This window comes from Streptomyces sp. JLBT605 (assembly GCF_058215555.1).
This window is the reverse complement of record NZ_CM177087.1, coordinates 2,086,384-2,112,006: the sequence shown is the minus strand read 5'-3', so window position 1 is coordinate 2,112,006 and position 25,623 is coordinate 2,086,384. Positions and strand designations below refer to the sequence as shown.

Sequence of the window (25,623 nt, the reverse complement as noted above, 5' to 3'; positions counted from 1 at the left end):
CCGGGCCCGCGCGGAGCCGTCCCGTTCACGGGCCGGACCCCGGGAATTCCGCCTGCTCGGGGCGGTGGGGGCCTAGGCTGACCCAAAGATCCATCCCCGGCTCCGGGCGACCGGCCTCCGGGGAGGTCCGACGCGGAGGGAGCGCAACATGGGCAACGCTGAGGAAGAGCGAGCGCTGCACGAGCAGCGTCTGGGCCCGGTCGTGCGCCGTCGCGAGCAGGTCCGGCCCGGCACGACCGACCAGCGGCTGCTGGACACCCAGCCGTCCGCGGGCTGGGTGCACGAGGATCCGTTCCGGGTGCTGCGGATCCAGTCGGAGTTCGTCGAGGGCTTCGGAGCGCTCGCCGAACTCGGCCGGGCGGTCTCGGTCTTCGGTTCCGCCCGCACCCTGCGGGACTCGCCGGAGTACCAGGCAGGGACGCGCATCGGGCACGCCCTGGCCGAGGCGGGCTTCGCGGTGATCACCGGGGGCGGCCCCGGTGCCATGGAGGCGGCCAACAAGGGCGCCTGCGAGGCGGGTGGCGTCTCGGTAGGCCTGGGCATCGAGCTGCCCTTCGAGCAGGGCCTCAACCCTTATGTCGACATCGGTGTGAACTTCCGCTACTTCTTCGTCCGCAAGACGATGTTCGTGAAGTACGCGCAGGGCTTCGTGGTCCTGCCCGGCGGACTCGGCACGCTGGACGAGCTGTTCGAGGCGCTGACCCTCGTGCAGACCAAGAAGGTCACCCGCTTCCCGATCGTGCTGTTCGGCACTGACTACTGGCAGGGCCTGGTGGGCTGGCTGCGCGAGACCCTGGTGGCCGAGGGCAAGGCGTCCCCGGCCGACCTGGAGCTGTTCCACCTCACCGACGACGTCGACGAGGCGGTCGCGCTGATGACCAAGGAGATCGGCATCTGACCGGGTGAGGTCAGGGGGTGTCCGATGGGTCGGCGTGACGCCGCCCAGACCCAGCGGACACCTTCTAGGCCAGTCCCCGGCGGGCGACCGCCGGGGGCCGGTGCCCGGCGATCGAGGACACCATGTCCAGCACCTGCCGGGTCTCGGCCACCTCGTGCACCCGGTAGACCCGGGCACCCAGCCACGCGGACACCGCCGTCGTCGCCAGGGTGCCCAGCACCCGCTCCTTGACCGGCTTGTCGAGGGTCTCGCCGACGAAGTCCTTGTTCGACAGGGAGACCAGCACCGGAAACGGCGTGTCCCCTGCCCGGGCGAAGCCGAGGTCCCGGGGAACGGCCGCGGCCATCTCGCCCAGCCGCCGGGTGGCCTCCAGCGAATGCCGGGTGTTCTTCCCGAAGTCATGGCCCGGGTCGATGAGGATCCCGTCCCGGCGCACCCCCAGCTCCACGGCCCGCTCCGCCAGCCCCAGCGTGACCTTGAGGATGTCCGCCATCACGTCCTCGTAGCCGATGCGGTGCGGTCGGGTCCGCGGCCGGGCCCCGCCCGCGTGCGTGCACACCAGACCGACGTCGTACCGGGCCGCGACCTCCGCGAGCTTGGGGTCCACCCCGCCCCAGGCGTCGTTGAGCAGATCGGCGCCCGCCTCGCAGACCGCCTCGCCCACCTCGTGCCGCCAGGTGTCCACGCTGATCACCACATCCGGATGCCGCCTGCGCACCTCGGCGACGAAGCCCACCGTGCGGCGCGCCTCCTCCTGCGCCGACACCTCTTCTCCCGGGCCGGCCTTCACCCCGCCGATGTCGATGATCGCGGCGCCCTGCGACACCGCCTGGTCGACCCGGGACAGCGCCGGCTCGTCGCGGAAGGTCGCGCCCTGGTCGTAGAAGGAATCCGGCGTCCGGTTCACGATCGCCATGATCACCTGCTCGTGCTCCGCGAACTCACGCCGTCCCAGCCGCAGCATCCGTACTCCCTCTCCCGTGGTCCGTCAGCGACCTTAATGCTCCTGGTCCGCTGAGCCGGTCCACACTCTCGGTGGACCCGCCGGGCATGGCACGATCGGTGCGGACGGACGCCGCAGGTGCGCCGGGGAGAGGGTCGTCGTGTTCTGGTTCTTGCTCATCGCGCTGGTCGTGGTGGTCAGCGCGGTCACGCTCGCCGTGATCGGCGGCCGGGAGAGCGGTCCGCTCGCTGATGCGCTGCCGGACCGGATCGACGACCCGCTGCCTGCCGACCGGCCGCTGGTGCGCGCCGACGTGGAGGCGGTGCGGCTGCCCATGACCCTGCGCGGCTACCGGATGGCGGACGTGGACGACGTGCTCGGCCGGCTCGGCGCGGAGCTCGCCGAGCGCGACTCCCGGATCGCCGAGCTGGAGGCGGCGCTGGCCGGCGCGCGGGCCGCCCGGCACGGCGGCCCCGGCCCGCTGACGGGCGGCCGGAGCACCCGGAACGGCGACGCCGGGCAGAGCCCTCAGGCCGGGCAGATCAGCGAGGCTGGGCAGAACGGTCAGGCGGGGCAGAACGGCGAGGCTGCGCAGGACGACGCGGTCGGGCAGGACGGCGCGGCCGGGCAGATCAGAGAGGCCGGGCAGAACGGTCAGGCGGGCCGGAACGGGCGCGGTGAACTCGGCGGTGGCGGGGACGGCCAGGACCGTGGCACCGGGCCCGCCGGAACCGTGGGGGACGAGGGGGAGGACGAGAGCGCATGAGCGGCAAGGCTGTGGTGGTGGGCGCGGACGGACTGGCGCGCTGCCCCTGGGGGCTGGAGTCGGAGTCCCTGGCGGACTACCGGGCGTACCACGACACCGAGTGGGGCCGCCCGGTGCGCGGCGACGACGCGCTGTACGAGCGGATGTGCTTGGAGGCGTTCCAGTCCGGCCTGTCCTGGCTGACGATTCTGCGCCGCAGGGAGGGTTTCCGCGCGGCCTTCGCGGGCTTCCGGATCGAGAAGGTCGCCGCCTTCACGGAGGCCGACGCGGCCCGGCTGCTCGCTGATCCGGGGATCATCCGCAACCGGGCCAAGATCTCCGCCGCGATCGGCAACGCCAGGGTGGCGGCGGAGCTGGGCGAGGGCGAGCTGGACGCGCTGATCTGGTCCTTCGCCCCCGAGCCCGACTCCCGTCCGGTGCCCAGGACCTTCGCCGACGTGCCCGCGACCACCCCGGAGTCCACGGCGCTCGCCCGGGACCTCAAGAAGCGCGGCTTCCGTTTCGTCGGCCCGACGACGGCCTACGCCTTGATGCAGGCGTGCGGCCTGGTCAACGACCATCTCGCCGACTGCCACGCCAGATCCAGCCCCTCGGGACGTTGAGGGGCGGGGTCCGGGGCGGAGCCCCAGGAAGCGAGGGGGCTCAGCGCCCCAGGAACCTCGGCTTCTCCTTCTTCACGAACGCCTCCACCGCGATCCGGTGGTCCGCCGAGGCGCCCGCCCGGTTCTGCAGCTCCTCCTCCTTGGCCAGCGACTCGGCGAGCCCGTGCCCGGCGGAGAAGGCGAGCGACTCCTTGATGGCCGCGTAGGCGGCGGTCGGTCCGTCCGCCAGCCGCCGGGCGACCGCGGCCGCCTCCTCGGCCAGGTCCGCGGCGGGCACCACCCGGCCGGCGATGCCCAGCTCCAGGGCGTCCGCCGCGCTGATGCTGCGCGGGAAGAGCAGCAGATCGGCCGCGCGGGCCGGGCCGACCAGCCGGGGGAGGGTCCAGGACACCCCGGAGTCGGCGGTCAGCGCGACACCGGCGAAGGAGGTGTTGAAGGAGGCGGTGTCGGCGACCACGCGGTAGTCCGCGGCGAACGCGAAGCCCGCTCCGGCACCCGCCGCCACGCCGTTGATCCCGGCCACCACCGGCTTGGGCATCTCGGCGATGGTCCGGGTGATCGGGTTGTAGTGCTCCCGGACGGTGCTCATGACCTGACCGCCGTCACCGCTCTCGGCGGCCGCGGCGAGCAGCCCGATGTGCTCCTTGAGGTCCTGGCCCACGCAGAACGCGCGACCGTTGCCGGTGAGCAGCACGGCCCGCACCGCGGGGTCGTCGGCGGCTTGGCGCAGGGTGTCGCGGAGGGCTTCCTTCAGCTCGACGTTGAGAGCGTTCATCGCGTCGGGACGGTTCAACGTGATCGTCGCGAGCCCGTCGATGAGCTCGTAGAGCACGGTGTCGGCCATGGCTTGGGTCCTCTCCGTCGCTGCGGCAGCGCTTGGGTCAGCGATCAGCATGCCGGAGATCATGGGCGGCCGACATGTGACCTGCGTCAAAGAGCCGACCGGTCGTTCGGGCCCGAGGAGGGCGCAGTATCGCAGTCCGATCGCCGAATTGGGTGGTTTTGCGGGAACGCCTTGCGGAGGGGTTGCCGCCCGATGTTGGTCATTGGGTCATGCCATGCGGGATAATGACGAGGAAGCAATGTGTTCGATGCCGGTGACACCGTGACGCGGGGCTGTCCGGCGGACGATGAGCTGGTTTCAGGAAGGGGAACGAGCATGGCGGCCATGAAGCCGCGGACGGGCGATGGCCCGCTCGAGGTGACCAAGGAGGGGCGGGGCATCGTCATGCGCGTTCCGCTCGAAGGCGGCGGTCGACTTGTCGTCGAGCTGACCCCGGACGAGGCCGATGCGCTCGGCGACGCCCTGAAGAAGGTCGTCGGCTGAGGCTTAAGGCCCGCACCCCACCGTGATCTGCCCCGCCGCCCGGCCCGAGGACTACTCGGACCCGGCGGCGGGGCAGCGGTCTTTCCGGCGGCCTGATCCGGCCTGCTGCCCGATCCCGGCCCGGCTGCCCGATCCGGGCCCGGCCGCGGGATACGCCGGCCGGCGGACGCGCCCGGCCGCCGATGCGTCCGCCGGCACACGTGCTTCGCGGTCAGCCGCGCTTGACCGCGCAGAGCAGGCCGTCGCCCACCGGCAGCAGCGTGGACTGGAGTACCGTGCTCTCCCGCACGGTCCGCAGCAGCTCGCGCAGCTTGAGGACGACCGCGGGCTGCACCGCGGAGTCCACCGTGCGCCCGTCGGCGAAGACGCCCTCGAAGCAGACCAGTCCGCCGGGCCGCAGCAGGCGCAACGATTCGGCGAGGTAGTCCAGGCACTCCATCCGGTCGCCGTCGCAGAACACCAGGTCATAGCCGCCGTCGGCGAGCCGGGGCAGCACCTCCAGCGCGCGCCCGGGGATGAAGCGGGCGCGGTTCCCGGCGAAGCCGGCCGCCCGGAAGGCCTGGCGGGCGAACTGCTGCCGCTCCGGCTCGGTGTCCACGGTGGTCAGCACGCCGTCCGGCCGCATACCGTGCAGCAGATGGATACCGGAGACGCCGGTGCCGGTGCCGATCTCGGCGACGGCCTTGGCGTCCGCCGCCGCGGCGAGCAGCCGCAGCGCCGCGCCGGTGCCGGACGACACCGAGCGCAGACCCGCCTCGCGGGCCCGGTCACGGGCCCAGCGCAGGGCTGCGTCCTCGGCGACGAACGCATCGGCGAACGCCCAGCTCGTCTGCCGGTTGCCGGTAATGGCCCTCTCCTGTCCCCGTAGTTGACGCAACCGTGACTGTATCCGCTGCGCGCGGGAACCCGCAGATGGGACCGGACGTTGGCCAGGTACGGGGGAACGAGGGGGACCAAGGCCAAATGCAGGTCAAAATTGCTTATCCGGAGCTAACGGGCGAGGTGGATATGGTAGGGGCTCTACTGGACACCACCAGAGCCGACAGGGGAGGTGCGGCTGCGGCCGGTGACCGGAGAGTGCTGAGGCGCTTTCGCAGGTCGGCGGTCGGGCCGAAATCCGTGACTGACACTGCTGACCGTTCCCGCGCCCAGAGCCCTGAGGCCATGGGAGGGGCGCCCATCTCCGAGTCCGCCACCGCGACCTTCTCCACCGACGCGGATTCCCAGGCGTGGACACCTCCCACCTGGGAGGAGATCGTCAGCATGCACAGTGCACGGGTCTATCGCCTCGCCTATCGGCTCACCGGGAACCAGCACGACGCCGAGGACCTCACCCAGGAGGTCTTCGTCCGCGTCTTCCGGTCGCTGTCTACCTACACCCCCGGCACCTTCGAGGGCTGGCTGCACCGCATCACGACCAACCTCTTCCTCGACATGGTCCGCCGCCGCCAGCGCATCCGCTTCGACGCGCTCGGTGACGACGCCGCCGAGCGGCTCCCCAGCCGTGAGCCCTCCCCCCAGCAGCACTTCAACGACAACCACTTCGACGCCGACGTGCAGCAGGCGCTGGACACCCTGGCGCCGGAGTTCCGCGCGGCCGTCGTGCTCTGCGACATCGAGGGCCTGTCGTACGAGGAGATCGCCGCGACCCTGGGGGTGAAGCTGGGCACCGTCCGCAGCCGTATCCACCGCGGCCGCTCGCACCTGCGCAAGGCGCTCAAGCACCGCGCGCCCGTGGCCCGCGCGGAGCAGCCCGCCGCCGCCTCGGTGTCCCCGCGGACCGCCGCCGGTCCCGGGCTCAGTGGGGAGGTAGGAATCGCGTGACCCGATCAGGCGGTCCGTCCCCCGCCGAGGAGCATCTCGGCGACCGCCTCGCGGCTCTCGTCGACGGCGAACTGGGGCATGACGCGCGCGAGCGGGTGCTCGCGCATCTGGCGACCTGTCCGCGGTGCAAGGCGGAAGCCGACGCACAGCGGCAGCTGAAGAACATCCTGGCGAGGACGGCGTCCCCGCCACCCTCGGACTCGCTGCTGGCCAGGCTGCAGGGTCTGCCGGCCGGCGGCATCGACGAGGACCGGGGCGACCGCGGCGGCGACGGCCGTGGCGGGCCCTTCGGCGGCCCCGGGGTATTCGGCGCGCGGGAGGAAGCTTTCGCCTTCCTGCCCACGCCGCCGCGCGAGCGGGGCTTCCGGATACACGAGGTCGAGCGCCCTTCTCCGCGCGGCCGCAGATTCGCCTTCGCCGCCGCGGGCGCGGTGTCGCTGGCCGCCTTCGCGCTCGGCGGCGCGATGACGCTCGACGGTGACGTCGGCGGTCCCGCCTCCCGGAACCGCGCCGACGGCCAGGACACCGGTGTGCCCGCCTCGCAGGCCGAGCCGGCCGGTGCCGCCTCCCGCCCGGGCGGCTACGCCGGCTCCCACCCCGGGGATGTGGCGCTGCTCGCCCTGACCGGCGGTCGTCAGAGCCTGTCGGCGTCCGGCGGCAGCGGGCCCGCCGCCGGACTGCCGGGGGCGCGTCCGCCGTCGCTGCTCCGGGCGTATGACGCCGCCGGGCTGCCGAGCGACATCCTGCCGCCGGTCGTGCAGCCGGTCCTGTCGGCCCCGGCCGATCCGGCGGCGGTCGCCCAGCTGCCCCCGCGGGTCCTCGCGACCTCCGTGCCGACCCAGCCGACCGTCCCGCCGCAGCCCGGGACACCGGGCGTTCCGTTCGCCGCCGCCGGAGCGGCTTCGGAGTAGCTCCGCCGGTCCCCGCCCGCCGGGAGCGGGCGGGGAGATCTGCACGAGGGGCGGCAGACCTGGTTGAATCGCATCGAGGCAGCGACCCGCCCATGGGTCCGGCTGCCCGGGAGTTGCGCAGAGCGCGCTGTGTCGCGGAAGACTCTGGGGAGATCATGGACGAGGGGAAGGCCCCCGGGGCCAAGCCGAAGTGGTGGAGCCGTCCGGCGGCGCGCTCCGTGAGCCGTCCGGCGGCCGACGAGACGGGGCAGCGGCCCGCCGCTCCCGACTCCGCCCAGCCCGAGGCCGAGTCGCCGCAGGCCGCCACGGCCGCCACGGACCCGGCTGCTGACGCACGCCACCCCGCGGACGCGCACGGCTCCGTGGACGCGCACCACCCCGCCGCGCCACCGGCCGACGCGACCGCCGAGGCGACCGCCGACGCGACCGCCGAGGCGGCCGTGGAAGCGGCCCGCCCGCACCAGCCCGGCGACCAGGCCCCACCGGCGGCCTCCTCCCCGGACGCCGACGGGCCGACCGGCCCATCCCCGGACGCGGTCCAGCCGACCGCGTCCCAGCCGGCCTCCCCGGACGCCATCCGGTCGGACGCCGGCCAGCCGGTCGCCGAGCAGCCGCGCCCCGAGGCCGCGGCGCCGGATGCCTCCACCGAGAGCGTGCGCCCGCTGCACGCCCCCGATCCGTACGGCACCCCGCCCTACGGCGGCCCCGGCCCCTGGGCGCCCGCGCCGCCGGTGCAGCGGCCGGTGACCACTCCGGCGCACGGCACCCAGCTGCCGCCCGGCGCGCACCCCGGGATGACCCCCGCGCACGGCACCGCGCTGCCGCCGCACGCCCCGCACCCAGGCCAGGCCCCGCATCCGGCCCAGGCCCCGCATCCGGGTCAGCCCGCGGCCCCCGGCCCGTATCCGCACCCCGGCGCGCCCGAAGCCGCCGGGGCTCCGGTCGCACACGCGGCGCCCGCGCAGCCGGGCTCGCAGTGGACGGCCTACGACCCGTGGGGCGCGCCGCGACCGGCCGCGGGCCAGCGGCCGGGGCGCGACCGCGGCCGGGGGCGGCTGCTCGTCGGAGCGCTGCTGGTCGCGCTGCTCGCGGGCGGCCTCGGCGGCGGTATCGGCGCCTATCTGGAGCGCAACGGCGGGTTCGGCGACGACCAGGTGGAGCTGTCGCAGCCCCCGGCGGAGAAGGAGGCACGGGACCGGGGCAGTGTCGCCGGGATCGCCGCCCGCACCCTGCCCGGCGTGGTGACCATCCATGTGCGGGGCGGCGCCGCGGAGGGCACCGGCACCGGCTTCGTCCTCGACGGCCGCGGCCACATCCTCACCAACAACCATGTCGTGGAGGCGGCCGGCTCCGGCGGCTCGATATCGGTGACCTTCAACGGCGGCGAGATCGCCGACGCCAAGGTGATCGGCCGGGACAGCGGCTACGACCTCGCGGTCATCAAGGTCGACAACGTCTCCGGGCTCAAGCCGCTGCCGCTGGGCAACTCCGACTCGGTGCGGGTCGGCGATCCGGTGGTGGCCATCGGATCGCCCTACGACCTGGCGGGCACCGTCACCTCGGGGATCATCAGCGCCAAGGGACGTCCGATCACCGCGGGCGGTGAGAAGGAGGACGGCAGCGACGTCAGCTACGTCGACGCGCTGCAGACCGACGCCCCGATCAACCCGGGCAACTCCGGCGGCCCGCTGATGGACTCCAAGGCCCGGGTGATCGGCATCAACAGCGCGATCCGCGCGGCCGACGAGGGCGGCCTCGACGGCGGCCAGGGCGGCAGCATCGGCCTGGGCTTCGCGATACCCATCAACCAGGGCAAGCGGGTGGCCGAGGAGCTGATCAACACCGGCAAGGCCACCCACCCGGTGATCGGGGTCACCCTCGACATGGCCTACACCGGCGACGGCGCCCGGGTGAACACCAAGAGCGCCGACGACAGCCCGCCGGTGAAGGCGGGCGGCCCCGGCGACCGGGCCGGGATCGAGCCGGGCGATGTGATCACCGAGGTCGACGGGGTGCGGGTGCACAGCGGCCAGGAGCTGATCGTCAAGATCCGCAGCCACCGCCCCGGCGACCGGCTGCGGCTGACCGTGGAGCGCGGCGGCGAGCAGCGGGCCGTCTCCCTCACCCTCGGCACGGCTGACAGCGGCTGATCATCCCCGGTCATCCCCGGTCATCCCCGGCGCGCGCAGGGCCGCGCGGCCGGGACGCACCCGGGCCCACGACGCCTGATGTTGGTCCGGTCGTCTCCCGGGCCGCACTCAGGGCCAGGTACCGTGTTCTGTGGCCCGGCCCCTTAAGCCGCAGACGTCTCCCGGCCACCGACATCCCAAGGAGCTGCCAGGTGTTCTTCGACATAGGACCCCTTGAGCTGATCGCGCTCATCATCCTTGCGGTGCTCGTCTTCGGGCCGGAGAAGCTCCCGAAGGTGATCCAGGACATCGCCGGCTTCATCCGCAAGGTGCGGGAGTTCTCCGAGAGCGCCAAGCAGGACATCCGCTCGGAGCTGGGTCCGGAGTTCAAGGACTTCGAGTTCGAGGACCTCAATCCGAAGACGTTCGCCCGCAAGCACCTGCTGGACAAGGACGAGCTGGGCCTGAAGGAGATCCGCAACGGCTTCGACCTCCGCAAGGAGATGGCCGAGGTCGCCGACGCGGTGAACGGCCGGGAGAGCGATTCCTCGTCCGGCAGCGCCCGGCCGGTCGGCGCCGGCAGCGACTCCGGTGGCGCCTCGGCAGGCGGCTCTGACCTGCTGCGCAAGCGCGACAAGCCGGCCACCGGCGATCGTCCGCCGTTCGACGCCGACGCCACCTGAGACCCCGTATGCCCGGCGCGCTCGCCTCGTATGGCTATCCTCCCTTTGTCCGGGGTGAGGTCGCCCGAGGGGGGCGGGCCGCCCACAAGCAGGGCAGAGGAGGCTCCGCGTAGATGGAGACGACGAGTCGGACAGGGGTAGAGGAAGCGGTGGCAGACACGCCGGGTGCGTCCGCCCTGCCAGCCGCGTCGGCGCCGCATGGGATGCCCGCTGAGGCCCGGCGCACCATCGACGGCTATCTGATGGCCGCCTTCCCGTGGTACGGCCTCGACGAGGCCTTCACCGGCCCGCGCTGGCTGATGCAGGTCGGCGCGAGCGCGGACGGCACCGTGGAGCACGGCGCGACCGGCCACGGTGACGAACCGTCACTGCGCGTGGATGTCGATCCCGAGACCCGTGACAAGCAGCGCTTCGTGGTGGTCGTGACGGTGGCGAGCCGTCCGCTGCGCCGCAGCGCGGACGGCACCGGAGTGCTGGAGGCGACCTCGGTCTCCTCCGCCGCCTGGCTGGCCGGCGCCGGACTGCTGTCCTGCGTCTGGCCCACCAAGATGGAGCGTGCGCTGCGCCAGGACTGGCTGGACCAGCAGACCGCGCTCGCCTGGGAGCTGGCCGACGAACTCGAGGGTCCGGGCTGGTCGCAGCTGTCGCTGCCGGTCGACGGCGTGCCGGCCGACTTCCGCTACCGCGAGTCGGAGTACGGCTGGGTGCTCGCCGGCTCCGCGCGGGAGGGCGTGCACGTCGGGGCGTACGGGCGCGGCATGAGCGCCTACGGTCTGGGCTTCTCGGTGATCAAGGACATCACCAGCTACGCCTGAGGCGCCACGCCTGCCCGCGGGCGAGCCGATGTGCGTGAGGGGCGGCCGGTCTGAAGCAGACCGGCCGCCCCTCACGCTTGGCTCGCGTGCCCGGAACCTCAGAACTTGTTGCGCGGGGTGATGCCCAGCGACATGCCGGACAGGCCGCGCTGACGGCCGCCCAGCTTGCCGGCGATGGCGCGCAGCGCGCTGCCCGCGGGGGAGTCCGGGTCGGTGATGACGACCGGCTTGCCCTCGTCGCCGCCCTCGCGCAGCCGCACGTCGATCGGGATGCTGCCCAGCACCGGCACGGTCGCGCCGGTGGTCCGGGTCAGGCCGTCGGCGACCAGCTGACCGCCGCCGGTGCCGAACACGTCGACCATCTCGTCGCAGTGCGGGCAGGGCAGCCCGGACATGTTCTCCACCACGCCGACGATCTTCTGGTGGGTCTGCACCGCGATCGAGCCGGCCCGCTCGGCGACCTCGGCGGCGGCCTGCTGCGGGGTGGTGACGACCAGGATCTCGGCGTTCGGGACCAGCTGGGCCACCGAGATCGCGATGTCACCGGTGCCCGGCGGCAGGTCCAGCAGCAGCACGTCCAGGTCGCCCCAGTACACGTCGGCGAGGAACTGCTGAAGGGCGCGGTGCAGCATCGGCCCGCGCCACACCACCGGGGCGTTGCCCGGGGTGAACATGCCGATCGAGATGACCTTCACGCCGTTCGCCGAGGGCGGCATGATCATGTTCTCGACCTGGGTGGGACGGCCGTCGGCGCCCAGCATGCGCGGCACGCTGTGGCCGTAGATGTCGGCGTCCACGACACCGACCTTCAGGCCGTCGGCGGCCATGGCGGCGGCCAGGTTGACCGTCACCGAGGACTTGCCGACGCCGCCCTTGCCGGAGGCCACCGCGTAGACCCGGGTCAGCGAGCCGGGCTTGGCGAACGGCACCTCACGCTCGGTCTGCCCGCCGCGCAGCGAGGAGGCCAGCTCGCGCCGCTGCTCGTCGCTCATCACGTCCAGCTCGACGTCGACGCCGGTGACGCCGGGCACCTTGGCCACGGCGTCGCTGACGTTCTGGGTGATCGTCCCCCGCATGGGGCAGCCGGCGACCGTCAGATAGACGACCACCGAGACGGTGCCGTCCGCCGCGATCTCGATGGACTTGACCATGCCGAGCTCGGTGATCGGCTTGTGGATCTCCGGGTCGTTCACCGTGGCGAGTGCCGCGCGCACCGCGTCTTCGGTGGGAGCGGAGTCCGGGGAAGTGTCGGTAGCCATGACCCGATGGTACGGCTCCGGGGCGACCGGTCGGTAAGTCCTTCAGCGGTCGCGTTCCTCACTCTCCCGCGGGAATATCCGGCGCGCCTCCAGCTCCTTGACCAGCTCCTCGAACTCCGACCGGATCCAGTCCCGGGTGGCCACCTCGCCCAGCCCCATCCGCAGCGCGGCGACCTCGCGGGTCAGGTACTCGGTGTCCGCGATGCTGCGCTCGTTCTGCTTGCGGTCCTGCTCCACCGCGACCCGGTCGCGGTCGGCCTGCCGGTACTGGGCGAGCAGGATCAGCGGGGCCGCGTACGACGCCTGGAGCGACAGCATCAGGGTCAGGAAGATGAACGGGAACTCGTCGAAGCGCAGCCGCTCGGGGGCGGAGACGTTCCAGGTCACCCAGACGCAGACGAAGACCGTCATCCAGGCGATGAACCGGCCGGTGCCCAGGAAGCGCGCGATGTGCTCCGACGCCTTGCCGAACGCCTCCGGGTCCCACCTCGGCAGCGGGGTGCGGCGCCGCTCCTTCGGCCGGGCCAGCCGGCTCGCCTCATCCGCCACCGGTCGCCTCCCCGACCTCGGGCACGTCCGCGCTGTGCAGCTCGCGCTCCCGCCAGTCGTGCGGCAGCAGATGGTCGAGCACGTCGTCGACGGTCACCGCGCCCAGCAGCGAGCCGCCGTCGTCCACCACCGGCGCGGAGACCATGTTGTAGGTGGCCAGATAGCTGGTCACGGCGAGCAGCGAGGTGTCCGGCGGCAGCGGCCGCAGATCGGTGTCGACGAGCGAGCTGACCAGGGTGAACGGCGGGTCCCGCAGCAGCCGCTGGAAGTGCACCGTGCCCAGGTAGCGGCCGGTCGGCGTCTCGTCCGGGGCCCGGCAGACGTACACCTGGGCGGCGAGCGCGGGGGACAGGTCGCGGTTGCGCACCAGGGCGAGGGCGTCCGCGACGGTGGCGTCCGGCAGCAGCACGATCGGCTCGGTCGTCATCAGGCCGCCCGCGGTGCGCTCCTCGTACGCCATCAGCCGCCGCATGTCCGCGGCCTCCCGGGGCCGCATCAGCCCCAGCAGCCGCTCCTTGTCCTCCTCCGGCAGCTCGGAGAGCAGGTCGGCCGCGTCGTCGGGGTCCATGGCCTCCAGCACGTCGGCGGCGCGCTCCTCCTTCAGCTTGCCCAGGATCTCCACCTGGTCGTCGTCCGGCAGCTCCTCCAGCACGTCTGCCAGCCGGTCGTCGTCCAGCGCGGCGGCCACCTCGGCGCGCCGCTTGGCGGAGAGATGGTGCAGCACGTTGGCGAGGTCGGCGGGGCGCAGCTGCTCGAAGGTGGCCAGCAGGTTCTCCGCGCCCTGGCCGTGCTCCTGGAGCGAGAAGCCGGTGACGGCCGACCACTCCACGGTCAGCGCCTCGCCGCGCCGCCGCAGCGCCCCGCCCTTGCCGCGCCGCACGAAGACCTTGTCGATCTCCCAGTCCCGGCGGGCGGGCAGCTGCACCATCGCGACGTCCAGCACGGTCACCTCCTCGCGGGTCTCCACCAGCCGCACCCGCCGGTCGAGCAGTTCGCCCAGCACCAGGGTCTCCGAGGCGCGCTGCTCGAAGCGCCGCATGTTGACCACGCCGGTGGTGATGACCTGGCCGGACTCCATGCTGGTGACCCGGGTCATGGGCACGAAGATCCGCCGCCGGCTGACCACCTCGACCACCAGGCCCAGCATCCGCGGCGGGCGGCCGCCCACGCGCAGCATGGCGACGAGGTCGCGGACACGCCCGACCTGATCGCCGTTCGGATCGAACACGGCGACTCCCGCGAGGTGCGACACGAACACCCTGGACCCGCCTGCCCCCACGTCCACACACCTCCCGTTTCGCTCATATCAGCACAATGCGGATTCAGGCTAGCGTGCCCGGGCCTGTGTCGCTGGCGGTACGGCACCCTGCGGACCCCCCTGGGCCGCACAGGTACGCTGCCCTACTGCACCGGCATCAGGAGGCAGAGCAGACGTGCGCATCGGGAACATGGCTCTCGTGGGAGCGATGTGCGTGGGACTGGCCACGACGCTCGTGGGCTGCGGCGGCGGAGGAGAGGATCCCGACGCGAACACCAATGGCGTCGGCAAGCTCTCCGCCAAACAGATCGAGGGCAAGGCCCGGCGGTCGGCACAGAGCGCACGGGCCGTGCATCTGTCCGGCACCCTGGTCAGCAAGGGCCGTTCCTACCAGCTCGACATGCGGCTCGCGGGGGACGGCGGCACCGGCCGGGTCTCCACCAAGGACGCGACCTTCGAGCTGCTGCGTGTCGGCAAGGACCTCTACCTCAAGGCCGACGCGGACTTCTGGACCCAGCGGGACGACTCCAAGACCGGCCAGGCGGCGGCCGACAAGCTCGACGGCAAGTACGTGAAGGTGCCCGCCGGCGACCCCTCCTACAAGCAGCTCGGCGGCTTCACCGACAAGAACCTGCTGGTCGATGGGTTGCTCCTGGGACTCCACGGCACCCTGTCCACCGGCGACCGGGGCGAGCTGGCCGGGGTCCGCACCATCCGGGTGCTGGCCGCCGAGGGCTCGGGCGGCTCGGTCGACGTCTCCCTGGAGGGCGTCCCGTACCCGCTGCGGCTGCACCGGGCGGGCGGCGCGGGCGTCATCCGGCTCGCCGACTGGAACAAGGAGTTCGCCCTCGCGGCGCCGGAGAAGGACGAGATCGTCGACTACGGGCAGCAGATCCCCTCGCAGGGCTAGGGGGTGTCCGACGGGTCTGCGCGGCGTCGCGACCCCTGGCACCCGCGCTCGCGGCGTTGTCGTCAGTCTCCCCCAAGCTCTCGGCTTCGCTCGAGCAGGGAGGTGCCCCCACCGCTCCGCGTGGACTCCCTCCTCCGCCTTGCGATCACAGGCGCCAGACGCCGCTCCTTCTCCCACGCCGACCCATCGGACACCCCCTAGTAGTGCTTTGTTAGCTGGCCTTGTCGCGGTGGGTGTTCGGTAGTTCTCTGTGTGTATGAGGGCGGGTGAGCTTGCTGCGTGTCGGGGCCGGTTGGAGGAGTTCGCCGGGGAGGTGTTCGCGCCGCTTGCGCGGCGGGACCAGCGGGCGAAAGGTTCCTTGTATCTGCGAGGGCTGCTGCTGGACGGTCGGCGGAAGTCGATGCAGCCGATGGCCGAACGGCTCGGTGTCGACCATCAGCAGTTGCAGCAGTTCATGACGTCCTCGACCTGGCCGGTCGAGCAGGTGCGGGCCCGGCTGGCATGGCGGGCGGTGGCCGCTGTGCGGCCGCAGGTGTGGGTGGTGGACGACACCGGCTTCCCCAAGGACGGCCGTTCCTCGCCCGGGGTGGCCCGGCAGTACTCCGGCACGCTGGGCAAGGTCGGCAACTGCCAGATCGGCGTCAGCATCCACGCCGCCTCCGACACCGCCTCGTGCCCGCTGTCCTGGCGCCTGTTCCTGCCCGCCACCTGGGACGGGCCCGATGCCGAAGCCCGCAGGCGGGCCTGCCGGATCCCCGACACCGAGCACCACCGGCCCAAGTGGCAGCTCGCTTTGGACATGCTCGACGACCTTGCCGCCGCCGGTCTGCGGCCCGCCGTCCTGGTCGCGGACACCGGCTACGGCGCGAACGCCGACTTCCGGCGTGGTCTGGACGAACGCGGCCTGGCCTGGATGCTCCAGGTCAAGGGCGAGATGACCGCCCACGGCGAAGAGGCGGTGCCGTACCAGCCCGACTACGGCGGGCTCGGCCCCCGGCCGCTGCCCCGCTACCGCACCCGCCCTGCCTCCTTGCGCGAGCACGTGCTGGCCGCGGGCCGCACCAGCGGCAGGACCCTGACCTGGCGCAAGGGCTCGAAAGCGGCGATGAGCTCGCACTTCGTACTCTTACGCGTGCGCCTGGCGGGCCGACGGCCCAAGCCGGCCGCCGACGGCACGATCGGTCTGGTCTGGCTGATCGCCCAGTGGCCCGAGGGCGAGGCGGAGCCGGTGAAGTACTGGATCTCGAACCTGCCCGCCGACCTTCCCGCCAAGGATCTGGTCCGTCTCGCGAAAGCCCGCTGGCGCATCGAGCACGACTACCGCGAACTGAAGACTGCCCTGGGCCTGGACCACTTCGAGGGCCGTTCATTCGCCGGCTGGCACCGCCACGTCACCCTCGTCACCGCCGCCCACCTGTTCCTCACCGAACAGCGGAGCAGCCCAAAAGCCCCTGCCAGGGCCTGACCCTCTACCAGGCCCTGGACCTCCTCCAACACCTCATCGCCACCTGGACCGGCACCTGCCCCACCTGCCAGCAGACCGTCCCATGGCAGCCCTACGACACCACCTAACAAAGCACTACTAGGGCGTGTCCGGGCAGGCCACGCCGGAGCCGGGCCGGGGCTGAGGCCGGGCCGGGTCGGCCTCGGGTCAGGCCGGAGGCCCGTTCAGGCCGCCGCTCGTCGGGCCGGGTGCCCCGTGACCGCGTCGGGCGGCTGGGCAGTCGATCAGGCCGTGCGGCCGCGTCCGCGGCGGCGGGCCAGCAGCTTGGGCAGGGCCGCGGGCACCGGACGGCGGGTGATCGCCGGGCTCGGCAGCGGACGCGCGGCCAGCGAGGCGTCCGGCAGCCCGTCCAGCGCCGCCGGACGGCTCTCCGCCAGCGGCTCCAGCCGCAGCACGCGGCACTCGGCGGCCCAGCGGTCCGCGATCCGCTCCGCGTCCGGGGCGTTGAGCCGCTTGCCCTTCAACTCCTCGACCGCCGCGGTCCACTCCTCGCTCCCGGCGGCCGGCTCGACCACCCGGGCCTGCCAGGCGACCAGCCGACCGCCCTTGTCCTTGCTGCGCACGGTCACGGTGGCGGTGCCGCCATCGACCAGGCCGAGCCCGTCCAGCGGCTGCTCGCCGGGGCCGCCGACCAGCCAGGCCGCGCCGTCGTGCCAGACGTGCCACAGCGAGCGGGCCGCGTGGTCCCCGCCCTGGACCCAGATAAGGCCGGACTTCTTGGTGGCCTCCTCGATGAGGGCGCGGTCCATCGGAGTCTGGGTCTGCGTCATGCGCTCACTGTAGGACGCGTCGGCCGGTCCGCCGATCCCGGGCCGCCGTGAAGCCACCGGCCGCCCCGGCACGGCCGTCTCCCGGGGGCGTGGCGCGGGCCGGTCCACGGACCGCTCGGCGGAGCGTTCGGCAGGCTGTCCACAAGGTGGGCGACAGTTCCGTCACTTGGTCACACCCCTTACGCTGAGGGGGTGCCTGCCGCTCATCCCCGCCACCGGTCCTCAGCCGCCCCGTCCTCCCCGGCGGGCCCGGCGGACACTCCGCTCCCCGCCGCGCCGGCTCTCCCGGCGCCGGCCGCCCCGCCGGCCGACCGTGCCGTGCCGCGTGCCGTTCGGCTCGATGTGGTGCTGCTCGCGATCGCCATCGCCGGGGTTTCCCTCTCCGCGCCGCTGATCGCGGCCACGGCGGCCCCCGCCCTCGCCATCGCCTTCTGGCGCAATGCCATGGCGGTCGGCGCGCTCACCCCCTTCGTGGTGCTGCGCCGGGCCTTCCGCGCGGAGCTGCGGGTCATGGGCCGCCGGGCGGTGCTGCTCTCGGCCGCGGCGGGCGCCCTGCTGGCGCTGCACTTCGGGCTCTGGCTGCCCAGCCTGAGCATGACCTCGGTGGCCTCGTCCACCGCGCTGGCCACCACCACGCCGATCTGGACCGCGCTGCTGCTGCGGCTGCGCGGCCACCGCCCGCCCGCCGCGGCCTGGGCCGGCATGGCGGTCGCCATGCTCGGCGTGGTCCTGCTGACCGGGGTCGACCTGTCGCTGTCGCCGCGCGCCCTGGCGGGCGACGCGCTGGCGCTGGCCGGCGGTATGGCCGCCGCCGGGTACGTGGTGCTCGGCGCGGAGGTGCGCCGCACCGCGAGCACCACCGCGTACACCTACGTCTGCTACTCGGTCACCGCTGTGCTGCTGCTGGTCACCTGCCTGGTCTGCGGGGTGCGGCTGGACGGCTACAGCGGCGAGACCTGGCTGAAGCTGGCGGCGTTGACGGTCACCGCCCAGCTGCTCGGCCACACCCTCATCAACCGGGTGGTGAAGGGGCTCGGCCCCGCCGTGACCTCCACCGCGATCCTGCTGGAGACGCCGGGCGCCGCGCTGATCGCCGCGCTCTGGCTGGGCCAGACCCCGCCGGCGATCGCCTACCCGGCGCTGGTGGTGATCCTCCTCGGCCTGGCCCTGGTGATCCTCGCGGACCGGCCGCGCCGCAAGGGCCCGCGGCAGGCGGACACCCGCTAGAGGAGCCGCTGCGGAGCCGGCGGCTCTACAGCCAGCCGTTCCGCTTGAAGCTCCGGTGGATGACGAAGCAGGCGCCGACGATGGCGGCCATCACCGTGGGGTAGCCGTACTTCCAGTGCAGCTCCGGCATGTGGTCGAAGTTCATGCCGTACACCCCGCAGATCATCGTCGGCACGGCGACGATCGCCGCCCACGCCGTGATCTTGCGCATGTCCTCGTTCTGCGCGACGGTCGCCTGCGCCAGGTTGGCCTGGAGGATCGAGTTGAGCAGGTCGTCGAAGGAGAGCACCTGCTCGTTGACCCGGGCCAGGTGGTCGGCGACGTCCCGGAAGTACTTCTGGATGTCCGGGTCGACCAGCCGCATCGGCCGCTCGCTGAGCAGCTGCATCGGCCGCAGCAGCGGGGAGACGGCCCGCTTGAACTCCAGCACCTCGCGCTTGAGCTGGTAGATCCGCCCGGCGTCACCGCCGCGCCGGGAGCCGCGCCCGGAGGCGCCGGCCCCGCTGGTCGCCGAGAAGACGTCGATCTCCACCTCGTCGATGTCGTCCTGGACGGCGTCCGCGACCGCGATGTACCCGTCCACGACCTGGTCGGCGATGGCGTGCAGGACCGCGGAGGGGCCCTTGGCGAGCAGCTCCGGGTCGTCCTGCAGCCGGTGCCGCAGCGCCCGCAGCGAGCCCTGACCGCCGTGCCGCACGGTCAGGATGAAGTTCCGGCCGGTGAAGCACATCACCTCACCGGTCTCCACCACCTCGCTGGTCGCGGTGAGTTCGGCGTGCTCGACGTAGTGGATCGTCTTGAAGACGGTGAAGAGGGTGTCGTCGTACCGCTCCAGCTTCGGCCGCTGGTGGGCGTGGACGGCGTCCTCCACGGCCAGCGGGTGCAGCCCGAACTCCTCGGCGATGCCCGAGAACTCACGCTCCGTCGGCTCGTGCAGCCCGATCCACGCGAAGCCGCCCTCGGCGCGCACCCGGGCCATCGCCTCCGACGGGCTGACGTGGTCGCTGACCCGCCGGCCGTCGCGGTAGACGGCGCAGTCCACGACCGCGCTCGATACGGACGGGTCGCGGGTGGTGTCGTAGTTGTGCGTGGTGTGACCACGGCGCAGGGCGGGACGGACGGCGGCGCGCAGGTCGCGGATCATCGACATGGCGGGCTCCTTCACGGGCCGGCCGCCGGCAGGGGGACGCGCGGGGCGCAGCGCGGCCCGGAAGGTGGACGTCACGACGGTTACCGGCGTCGTACGCCCGCAAAGCGGGCAGCGCTCCTCCGCATGATGCCGACGGAAGATCGCAGAAAAACGGGACAAGGCGAGTTCGAACGCTCAACCGTCATGCGCTGCGGACGCCAGTGGACTTCACGTGTTTCACTGCGACGCAGTGGGGTACGGAAGGGAATGGATCACCGGGAGAAGCATCCGAGAGGGAAGACGGAAGAGCTGCCGGTACTGCACGGTCGACTAGGATCCACCGCAGCCCCACCTCCTCCGGCCGGTCCCCGCTGGGGGACGACGTAACTCCCTGGGCAGGCGTCAAGGCTAGCAGCCGACAGAACCGTTACAGCGCCCCTTTGCCTGATCCATACGTACAGCAGTGCGTGACCCGCGCCACCGTAGGGGCCGCAGTAGGGTCGCTCATATGTCCCACGTTCTTGAGCTGGTCGATGCCCGGTTGCGCACCACGCTGGGTGAACCGGACGCGCGCGCCGCGGTGACCTTCCTGGGCACCGAGCGCGTCGAGGTGCTCCGTTTCCTCGACGGCGACATCGCGCGCTACGCCACCCTGGGCATGTCCGGCCAGCCGATGAGCGATCCGGCCGCGCTGCTCGCCGACCCCTTGCGCGGTCCGCGTGCCGAGCTGCTGCTCTCCGTGCGCATCGGCAAGGTGGCCGGCGCGGTGATCGACAAGGTGCTCCGGCCGCTCGCCGTCCTCGCCGCCACTCCGCAGGTCGAAGGGGTGGTGGTGGCCGCGGGTGCCTCGCTGGACGTCGGCGAGCCGCTGTGGCCCGGCGCGCCCTTCACCTCGGTGCTGGTCGGCGAATCCGGCGGGCTCGTCGAGGATCTGACGCTCGATGAGCCGATGGATGCTGTCCGCTTCCTGCCACTGATGCCCATGACCCCGAACGAGGCGGCGTGGAAGCGGGTGCACGGGGCCGCCGCCCTCCAGGAGCGGTGGCTGCGGCACGGCACGGACCTGCGCGATCCCGCCCGCGGTTCGGTGGCGCTGGACTGAGCCTCCCCGGCCTCCCGGACACCCGTTGGCTCGAACGGGCAAGCGACCACTGCTTCGGGGACGTGCCGGTGGCACACTCCGGACGGGTGATCGTCCTTGACGCGACGACTGCCGGAGAGGACCGTGGGGCCCTATGAGGGGCGAACCCAGTTGCCCGAAGTGCGGTGGCCGGGTGCGGGCGCCCGGTCTCTTTGCCGACTCCTGGCAGTGCGGGGTGCACGGCACCGTGCATCCCCTGCAGCCGGTCGTCCCGCCGAGCGTCGAGGCGCTCGCGGTCGTGGTGAGCCGTGCCCAGGTGCCGGTGTGGATGCCGTGGCCGCTGCCGGTCGGCTGGTTGTACACCGGAGTCGCCAGCGCCGGTGACGACCGCAGCGGAGGACGTGCCACCGCCGTCGCCTGCTCCGGTCCCGGTCCGCTCGGCGGCCCCGGCGAGCTGCTGCTGGTCGCCGAGGAGCTGGGCGTGGGGCTCGGCGCGCGCTACGCAGGACTCCCCGGCCTCGATCCCGGGGACGGAATGCGGGTGGACAAGGCGCCGCACGTGAAGGTGCTGGCGGCCGGGCGGCCCACCCCGCTCTGGCATGTCGAGGGCACACCGGATGACCGGGCGGTCTTCGCGGGCGAGGCGCGCGGGCTGTGGCTGTGGGCGATCGTGTGGCCCGAGCAGTCCGGCCTGCTCATGTACGACGAGCTGATACTGACCGATCTGCGGGACGCCGGGGCGGAAGTGGATCTGCTGCCCTGCGGGGCGCTCTCCCCGCGGCTGATCTCCTGATCCCGGGATCATCCGGCCGCTGACCCCGGCCCGTCTCGCCGCTGTCCGCCCCTTGGACCGTTCGGGTGAGGTGCGTGCCGCCCGGTAGAGTGGAGCGTCCCCTGTTCCGTCTGCCGCAGCTTGGAGTACGCGTCGTGCGCATCGACCTGCACACCCACTCCACTGCTTCCGACGGCACGGACACCCCCGCCGAGCTGGTGCTGGGCGCCGCTGCGGCCGGGCTGGACGTCATCGCGCTCACCGATCACGACACCGTCGGCGGATACCAGGCGGCGAAGGCCGCGCTGCCGCCGGGCCTGACGCTGGTCACCGGCGCCGAGCTGTCCTGTCGTCTGGCGCCCGCGTCCCCGGAGCGGAGCGACGAGGGGGTGAGCCTGCACATGCTGGCGTACCTCTTCGACCCCGAGGAGCCGGAGCTGGCCCGGGAGCGGGAGCTGGTGCGCGATGACCGGGTGCCGCGGGCGCGGACGATGGTCGGCAAGCTGCAGGAGCTGGGCGTGCCCATCACCTGGGAGCAGGTCGCGCGGATCGCAGCCGACGGTTCCGTGGGGCGGCCGCACGTGGCCACCGCCCTGGTCGAGCTGGGCGTGGTCCCGACCGTCTCCGACGCCTTCACCGACGAGTGGATCGGCACCGGTGGCCGCGCCGACGTCCGCAAGCACGAGCTCGACCCCATCGAGGCGATCCGCCTGATCAAGGGCGCGGGCGGGGTGGCCGTCTTCGCGCACCCGCTCGCCGTCAAGCGCGGCCGGTGCGTGCCCGAGAGCACCATCGCCGAGCTGGCCGCGGCGGGCCTGGACGGCATCGAGGTCGACCACATGGACCACGACGAGCCGACCCGGGACCGGCTGCGCGGCCTGGCCAAGGAGCTGGGACTGCTCACCACCGGGTCGAGCGACTACCACGGCAGCCGGAAGACGTGCCGGCTCGGTGAATTCACCACCGACCCCGAGGTCTACGGCGAGATCATCCGCCGGGCGACCGGCGCCTTCCCGGTGCCCGGCACGGGCGGAAGCCCGGCTGGTCCGCTCCGGTAGCTCTCCTCGGATTCCGTCCGGGAGACCCCGGCGGGCCGGATGGAGGCCGGGTCCCGTTCACGCGCCTGGTGTTCGGTTCTGCTCGACCGCCCTTCCCTCCCTCTCCCCTCCTTCTGCTCACCCTTTCGCTCAACTCTCGCAAGGCTCACTGTGTTCGACGTCGCCGTCTTCGGATCCCTCTTTCTCACCCTTTTTGTCATCATGGACCCCCCGGGGATCACCCCGATCTTCCTCGCCCTCACGGCGGGCCGACCGCTGAAGATCCAGCGCCGGATGGCCTGGCAGGCGGTCGCCGTGGCCTTCGGTGTGATCACCGTCTTCGGCATCCTCGGCCAGCAGATCCTGGACTACCTGCATGTCTCGGTGCCCGCGCTGATGATCGCGGGCGGACTGCTGCTGCTTCTGATCGCGCTCGATCTGCTGACCGGCAAGACCGACGAGCCGAAGCAGACCAAGGACGTCAACGTGGCGCTGGTGCCGCTGGGCATGCCGCTGCTGGCCGGGCCGGGTGCGATCGTCTCGGTCATCCTCGCGGTGCAGCACGCGGACGGTGTCGGCGGTCAGATCTCGGTGTGGGCCGCCATCGCGGCCATGCACGTGGTGCTGCTGCTGACGATGCGGTACTCGCTGCTGATCATCCGGGTTATCAAGGACGGCGGCGTGGTGCTGGTGACCCGGCTGGCCGGCATGATGCTCTCGGCCATCGCGGTGCAGCAGATCATCAACGGCGTCACCCAGGTCATCCAGAGCAGCTGAGCCGGCCGCCACACGCCAGCGCCCCCGCACGGACCATCCGTGCGGGGGCGCTGTCGCATCGGGCCTGGGCTGCCGGCGCTCGGCTGCCGGCGCGATGCGGACGGGGCGAAACGACGCGCGTTATGAGGCCGCGCTGTCGGCAGGGCGGATATAGATGCGCTGGCCGATCGCGGCGGCCTGCTGCACGATCCGGTTGACGGAGGCGGCGTCCACGACGGTGCTGTCCACGGCGGTGCCGTCGATGTCGTCAAGGCGCATGATCTCGAAGCGCACAGGCTTCTCCCTTCGTCTGATCCTCCTGAGGAGAACTGCTTGAGTGGTGCGGGTACGGCGACGGTGCCGTTCCACACATACCTGTGCAACGGGATGCAGGGTACAAACATTCCCTACGCTAAAGAAAAGTTTTGCCAGCCTAAATACTGGCGGGTAGCTGCGGGTTTGTGTCCGGCTCGCCGGGCCCCGGAGAATGAGCGGCGTATGAACGAGGCACTGACTCCGGACCCGACCGACCTCGGCTCGGTCGTGGCGGCCATCGAGCGCACCAACGAGCTGCTCCAGCGCGTGCTCGCCGAGGTCGCCACCACGCCCTCCACGCACGCGATATTCGTGGACGCCGGGTACGCCTACGCGGCCGCCGGCCGGCTGGTCGCCGGGACCGAGGACCGCCGCGCCTTCGCGCTGGACGCCGAGGGGCTGATCGAGGCGTTCATCGACAAGGCGCGGACGATCTTCCCGGACAGCCGGCTGCTCCGCGTCTACTGGTACGACGGCGCGCGCCGCCGGATCCACACCGCGGAACAGCAAGGCATCGCCGAGCTGCCGGACGTGAAGGTCCGGCTCGGCAACCTCAACGCCAACAACCAGCAGAAGGGCGTCGACTCGCTCATCCGCAGCGACCTCGAATCCCTCGCCCGGCACCGCGCCATCGGTGACGCCGTGCTCATCGGCGGCGACGAGGACCTGGTGTCCGCGGTGGAGGCGGCGCAGGGCTTCGGCGCCCGGGTGCACCTGTGGGGCATCGAGTCGGCGCCCGGCGCCCGCAACCAGGCCGAACCGCTGCTGTGGGAGGTCGACAGCCAGCGCACCTTCGACCTGGACTTCTGCAAGCCGTATGTGACGCGCCGAACCGATGTCTACGAACCGCAGAGCGAGCCCACCGTCGGCGGCGTCCTCCCCGGGCGCGAGGAAATGCGCTTCGTGGGCGCCCAGGTCGCCGCCCAGTGGCTCGCCGCCCGGGGCCGCGACGCCCTCGCCGAACTGCTGCCGGGCTATCCCTATCTGCCCGGCCCGGTCGACCAGGAGCTGCTCGTCGAGGCCGAGTCGCTGCTCCGGCTGTCGCTGCGCGCCCGCGCCGATCTGCGGCGCGCACTGCGCGACGGCTTCTGGGAGCATCTGCGCGCGCAGTACTGAGCGCGCCGAAGGCGCAGGCTCCGGGCCGGAGGCTCCGGTCCGGGGATCGCCTCAGCCGGTGGTGACGCGCTGCCAGAAGGCGGAGAGGGCCCGGGCGGTGGCGAGCGGCTGCTCGGCGTTGGGGGAGTGCCCGGCGTCCATGATCACGGACCGGTCGGCGGACAGCTGGGCCGCCATCGCGTCCATCAGCGTCACCGGCCAGGCGTAGTCCACCTCGCCGGAGATCACATGCTTGGGCAGGCGCACCGCCGCCAGCTCCGCCACCCGGTCCTGCTCCGTCATCAACTGCCGTCCGGTGGCCAGGAGTTGGGCGGGCGAGGTGGTCAGCCAGCGCCGCCGGAGGAACTCCCGGATCTCGGTCGAAGCCGCCGTCTCGGGCGCCTCCGGCGGGTCGAGCTCACGCATCGCCCGCCAGACCGTCTCCATGTCCAGGACGGTCAGCGCGTCCAGCAGCATCTTGGTGCGGGCCTGCTGCGAGGCGGCGATGGCTGCCGGGCCCGAGCTCATCAGCGTCACCGAGGCGAACGGACGCGGATCACGCACCACCGCCGCCCGCACGATCAGTCCGCCGAGCGAGTGCCCCAGCACATGGACCCCGCTGCCCAGCGCGGCCGCCTGCGCCAGGACGTCCCGCGCCAGCTCCTCCTGGGCGTACGCGCTCTCCTCGTCCGGGCCGTCGCTCTCGCACTGGCCACGGCCGTCCACCGCGACCACCCGGAAGCCCGCCTCGGCCAGCGGCCCGAGCAGCGCGATGAAGTCCTCTTTGCTGCCCGTGAAACCAGGCACCAACAGCGCGGTCCCGCGCACCGGCCCCTCCGGGCGGGCGTCGTGCACGGCGAACTCCCCGCGCACGGTCGCCAGCCGATAGGCGTGGGCGCACGAGGGAAGGGTGAGGGTCGGCGGCGTGCTCATGCCCCGAGGCTAGCGGCCATGGCCCGGCGGGCCGACGCCGACGTGCGGCAAGGGTGTGCACCATGGGCGAGCGCGGCCCCCGCCGCCATGACCGAGGGCCCCACCCGCTGTTGCGGGTGGGGCCCTCGGA

Annotated in this window: 27 protein-coding genes; 17 read left to right on the top strand and 10 right to left on the bottom strand. The window is 72.6% G+C overall.

Translation table 11 applies throughout. From position 1 onward, the window contains the following. Nucleotides 1-148: 148 nt before the first annotated feature. Complete coding sequence (locus AC4BDD_RS09450) at nucleotides 149-898, top strand: LOG family protein (protein WP_490690535.1); 750 nt, start codon at nucleotides 149-151, stop codon at nucleotides 896-898. A 64-nt stretch (nucleotides 899-962) separates the two neighbouring features. Here AC4BDD_RS09450 and folP read toward each other — a convergent pair whose 3' ends face one another. Further along, on the bottom strand, nucleotides 963-1,862 hold the full coding sequence (folP, locus tag AC4BDD_RS09445) for a dihydropteroate synthase (protein WP_490690534.1): 900 nt from the start codon (nucleotides 1,860-1,862) through the stop codon (nucleotides 963-965). Nucleotides 1,863-2,001: 139 nt separating this feature from the next. Here folP and AC4BDD_RS09440 point away from each other — a divergent pair, with 139 nt between their 5' ends. Both AC4BDD_RS09440 and AC4BDD_RS09435 read left to right on the top strand, forming a co-directional pair. Continuing rightward, complete coding sequence (locus AC4BDD_RS09440; protein ID WP_490690533.1) at nucleotides 2,002-2,607, top strand: DivIVA domain-containing protein; 606 nt, start codon at nucleotides 2,002-2,004, stop codon at nucleotides 2,605-2,607. After that, entirely contained in the window at nucleotides 2,604-3,209 is a 606-nt protein-coding gene (locus AC4BDD_RS09435; protein WP_490690532.1) for a DNA-3-methyladenine glycosylase I, read from the top strand. The genes AC4BDD_RS09440 and AC4BDD_RS09435 overlap by 4 nt, the downstream gene beginning before the upstream one ends. Before the next feature lie 40 nt (nucleotides 3,210-3,249). Here AC4BDD_RS09435 and chcB read toward each other — a convergent pair whose 3' ends face one another. Then, nucleotides 3,250-4,053: a 2-cyclohexenylcarbonyl CoA isomerase gene (gene chcB, locus AC4BDD_RS09430; RefSeq protein WP_490690531.1), complete on the bottom strand. Its 804-nt coding sequence runs from the start codon at nucleotides 4,051-4,053 to the stop codon at nucleotides 3,250-3,252. A gap of 315 nt (nucleotides 4,054-4,368) precedes the next feature. Between chcB and AC4BDD_RS09425 the strand changes: the two genes are divergently transcribed. Then, nucleotides 4,369-4,536, top strand: coding sequence for a DUF3117 domain-containing protein (locus AC4BDD_RS09425; RefSeq protein ID WP_003966491.1), 168 nt, complete (start codon nucleotides 4,369-4,371; stop codon nucleotides 4,534-4,536). A 211-nt stretch (nucleotides 4,537-4,747) separates the two neighbouring features. On the opposite strand, the gene AC4BDD_RS09420 is transcribed toward AC4BDD_RS09425, so the two are convergent. Then, nucleotides 4,748-5,413 carry an O-methyltransferase gene (locus AC4BDD_RS09420; RefSeq protein WP_490690530.1) on the bottom strand — a complete coding sequence of 222 codons (666 nt, stop codon included), beginning with the start codon at nucleotides 5,411-5,413 and terminating at the stop codon, nucleotides 4,748-4,750. Between the two features lie 131 nt (nucleotides 5,414-5,544). Between AC4BDD_RS09420 and sigE the strand changes: the two genes are divergently transcribed. From sigE to AC4BDD_RS09395, 5 genes are all read left to right on the top strand, one after another. Then, the gene (gene sigE, locus AC4BDD_RS09415) at nucleotides 5,545-6,360 is read left to right on the top strand and encodes an RNA polymerase sigma factor SigE (protein WP_490690529.1); all 816 of its coding nucleotides are present in this window, start codon (nucleotides 5,545-5,547) and stop codon (nucleotides 6,358-6,360) included. Then, complete coding sequence (locus tag AC4BDD_RS09410) at nucleotides 6,357-7,271, top strand: zf-HC2 domain-containing protein (protein WP_490690528.1); 915 nt, start codon at nucleotides 6,357-6,359, stop codon at nucleotides 7,269-7,271. Before sigE ends, AC4BDD_RS09410 begins: the two co-directional genes overlap by 4 nt. Nucleotides 7,272-7,426: 155 nt before the next feature. Then, nucleotides 7,427-9,421 (top strand): S1C family serine protease, encoded by a 1,995-nt coding sequence (locus AC4BDD_RS09405; protein WP_490690527.1) that lies wholly within the window; start codon nucleotides 7,427-7,429, stop codon nucleotides 9,419-9,421. 191 nt (nucleotides 9,422-9,612) lie between these two features. After that, nucleotides 9,613-10,083, top strand: a complete 471-nt coding sequence (locus tag AC4BDD_RS09400) for a sec-independent translocase (RefSeq protein WP_490690526.1) — start codon at nucleotides 9,613-9,615, stop codon at nucleotides 10,081-10,083. Between the two features lie 113 nt (nucleotides 10,084-10,196). Then, nucleotides 10,197-10,898, top strand: coding sequence for a hypothetical protein (locus AC4BDD_RS09395; protein ID WP_490690525.1), 702 nt, complete (start codon nucleotides 10,197-10,199; stop codon nucleotides 10,896-10,898). A 98-nt stretch (nucleotides 10,899-10,996) separates the two neighbouring features. On the opposite strand, the gene AC4BDD_RS09390 is transcribed toward AC4BDD_RS09395, so the two are convergent. Genes AC4BDD_RS09390 through AC4BDD_RS09380 form a run of 3 tightly spaced genes read right to left on the bottom strand, consistent with a single transcriptional unit; the run spans nucleotide 10,997 to nucleotide 13,985 of the window. Then, entirely contained in the window at nucleotides 10,997-12,157 is a 1,161-nt protein-coding gene (locus AC4BDD_RS09390) for an Mrp/NBP35 family ATP-binding protein (protein WP_490690524.1), read from the bottom strand. Nucleotides 12,158-12,199: 42 nt separating this feature from the next. Beyond that, on the bottom strand, nucleotides 12,200-12,706 hold the full coding sequence (locus AC4BDD_RS09385; protein WP_490690523.1) for a DUF1003 domain-containing protein: 507 nt from the start codon (nucleotides 12,704-12,706) through the stop codon (nucleotides 12,200-12,202). After that, on the bottom strand, nucleotides 12,696-13,985 hold the full coding sequence (locus AC4BDD_RS09380; RefSeq protein WP_490690522.1) for a magnesium transporter MgtE N-terminal domain-containing protein: 1,290 nt from the start codon (nucleotides 13,983-13,985) through the stop codon (nucleotides 12,696-12,698). The genes AC4BDD_RS09385 and AC4BDD_RS09380 overlap by 11 nt, the downstream gene beginning before the upstream one ends. 169 nt (nucleotides 13,986-14,154) lie before the next feature. Here AC4BDD_RS09380 and AC4BDD_RS09375 point away from each other — a divergent pair, with 169 nt between their 5' ends. Together AC4BDD_RS09375 and AC4BDD_RS09370 are read left to right on the top strand one after the other, a co-directional pair. Then, complete coding sequence (locus tag AC4BDD_RS09375; RefSeq protein WP_490691719.1) at nucleotides 14,155-14,874, top strand: hypothetical protein; 720 nt, start codon at nucleotides 14,155-14,157, stop codon at nucleotides 14,872-14,874. 256 nt (nucleotides 14,875-15,130) lie between these two features. Continuing rightward, nucleotides 15,131-16,339 (top strand): IS701 family transposase, encoded by a 1,209-nt coding sequence (locus AC4BDD_RS09370; RefSeq protein ID WP_490688719.1) that lies wholly within the window; start codon nucleotides 15,131-15,133, stop codon nucleotides 16,337-16,339. 263 nt (nucleotides 16,340-16,602) lie between these two features. Here the strand turns inward: AC4BDD_RS09370 and AC4BDD_RS09365 are convergent, their stop codons facing one another. Then, entirely contained in the window at nucleotides 16,603-17,148 is a 546-nt protein-coding gene (locus tag AC4BDD_RS09365) for a hypothetical protein (RefSeq protein ID WP_490690521.1), read from the bottom strand. A gap of 318 nt (nucleotides 17,149-17,466) precedes the next feature. Here AC4BDD_RS09365 and AC4BDD_RS09360 point away from each other — a divergent pair, with 318 nt between their 5' ends. Further along, complete coding sequence (locus AC4BDD_RS09360) at nucleotides 17,467-18,375, top strand: DMT family transporter (RefSeq protein ID WP_490690520.1); 909 nt, start codon at nucleotides 17,467-17,469, stop codon at nucleotides 18,373-18,375. Nucleotides 18,376-18,400: 25 nt separating this feature from the next. On the opposite strand, the gene AC4BDD_RS09355 is transcribed toward AC4BDD_RS09360, so the two are convergent. After that, nucleotides 18,401-19,525 carry a magnesium and cobalt transport protein CorA gene (locus AC4BDD_RS09355; RefSeq protein ID WP_490690519.1) on the bottom strand — a complete coding sequence of 375 codons (1,125 nt, stop codon included), beginning with the start codon at nucleotides 19,523-19,525 and terminating at the stop codon, nucleotides 18,401-18,403. A 487-nt stretch (nucleotides 19,526-20,012) separates the two neighbouring features. Between AC4BDD_RS09355 and AC4BDD_RS09350 the strand changes: the two genes are divergently transcribed. The 4 genes from AC4BDD_RS09350 (at nucleotide 20,013) to AC4BDD_RS09335 (ending at nucleotide 23,171) form a co-directional block, all read left to right on the top strand. Continuing rightward, a complete protein-coding gene (locus AC4BDD_RS09350; RefSeq protein ID WP_490690518.1) occupies nucleotides 20,013-20,606 on the top strand; it encodes a suppressor of fused domain protein in 594 nt (197 codons plus the stop codon). Nucleotides 20,607-20,739: 133 nt separating this feature from the next. Continuing rightward, nucleotides 20,740-21,378: a DUF6758 family protein gene (locus tag AC4BDD_RS09345; protein WP_490690517.1), complete on the top strand. Its 639-nt coding sequence runs from the start codon at nucleotides 20,740-20,742 to the stop codon at nucleotides 21,376-21,378. Between the two features lie 134 nt (nucleotides 21,379-21,512). Continuing rightward, entirely contained in the window at nucleotides 21,513-22,415 is a 903-nt protein-coding gene (locus tag AC4BDD_RS09340) for a PHP domain-containing protein (RefSeq protein WP_490690516.1), read from the top strand. A 150-nt stretch (nucleotides 22,416-22,565) separates the two neighbouring features. Next, complete coding sequence (locus AC4BDD_RS09335; RefSeq protein ID WP_490690515.1) at nucleotides 22,566-23,171, top strand: MarC family protein; 606 nt, start codon at nucleotides 22,566-22,568, stop codon at nucleotides 23,169-23,171. A 120-nt stretch (nucleotides 23,172-23,291) separates the two neighbouring features. On the opposite strand, the gene AC4BDD_RS09330 is transcribed toward AC4BDD_RS09335, so the two are convergent. Next, nucleotides 23,292-23,444, bottom strand: coding sequence for a DUF8834 family protein (locus AC4BDD_RS09330; protein ID WP_490690514.1), 153 nt, complete (start codon nucleotides 23,442-23,444; stop codon nucleotides 23,292-23,294). 204 nt (nucleotides 23,445-23,648) lie between these two features. On the opposite strand from AC4BDD_RS09330, the gene AC4BDD_RS09325 reads away from it, so the two are divergent. Continuing rightward, nucleotides 23,649-24,581 (top strand): NYN domain-containing protein, encoded by a 933-nt coding sequence (locus AC4BDD_RS09325; protein WP_490690513.1) that lies wholly within the window; start codon nucleotides 23,649-23,651, stop codon nucleotides 24,579-24,581. A gap of 51 nt (nucleotides 24,582-24,632) precedes the next feature. On the opposite strand, the gene AC4BDD_RS09320 is transcribed toward AC4BDD_RS09325, so the two are convergent. Further along, on the bottom strand, nucleotides 24,633-25,493 hold the full coding sequence (locus AC4BDD_RS09320; RefSeq protein WP_490690512.1) for an alpha/beta fold hydrolase: 861 nt from the start codon (nucleotides 25,491-25,493) through the stop codon (nucleotides 24,633-24,635). Between the last annotated feature and the right edge of the window lie 130 nt (nucleotides 25,494-25,623).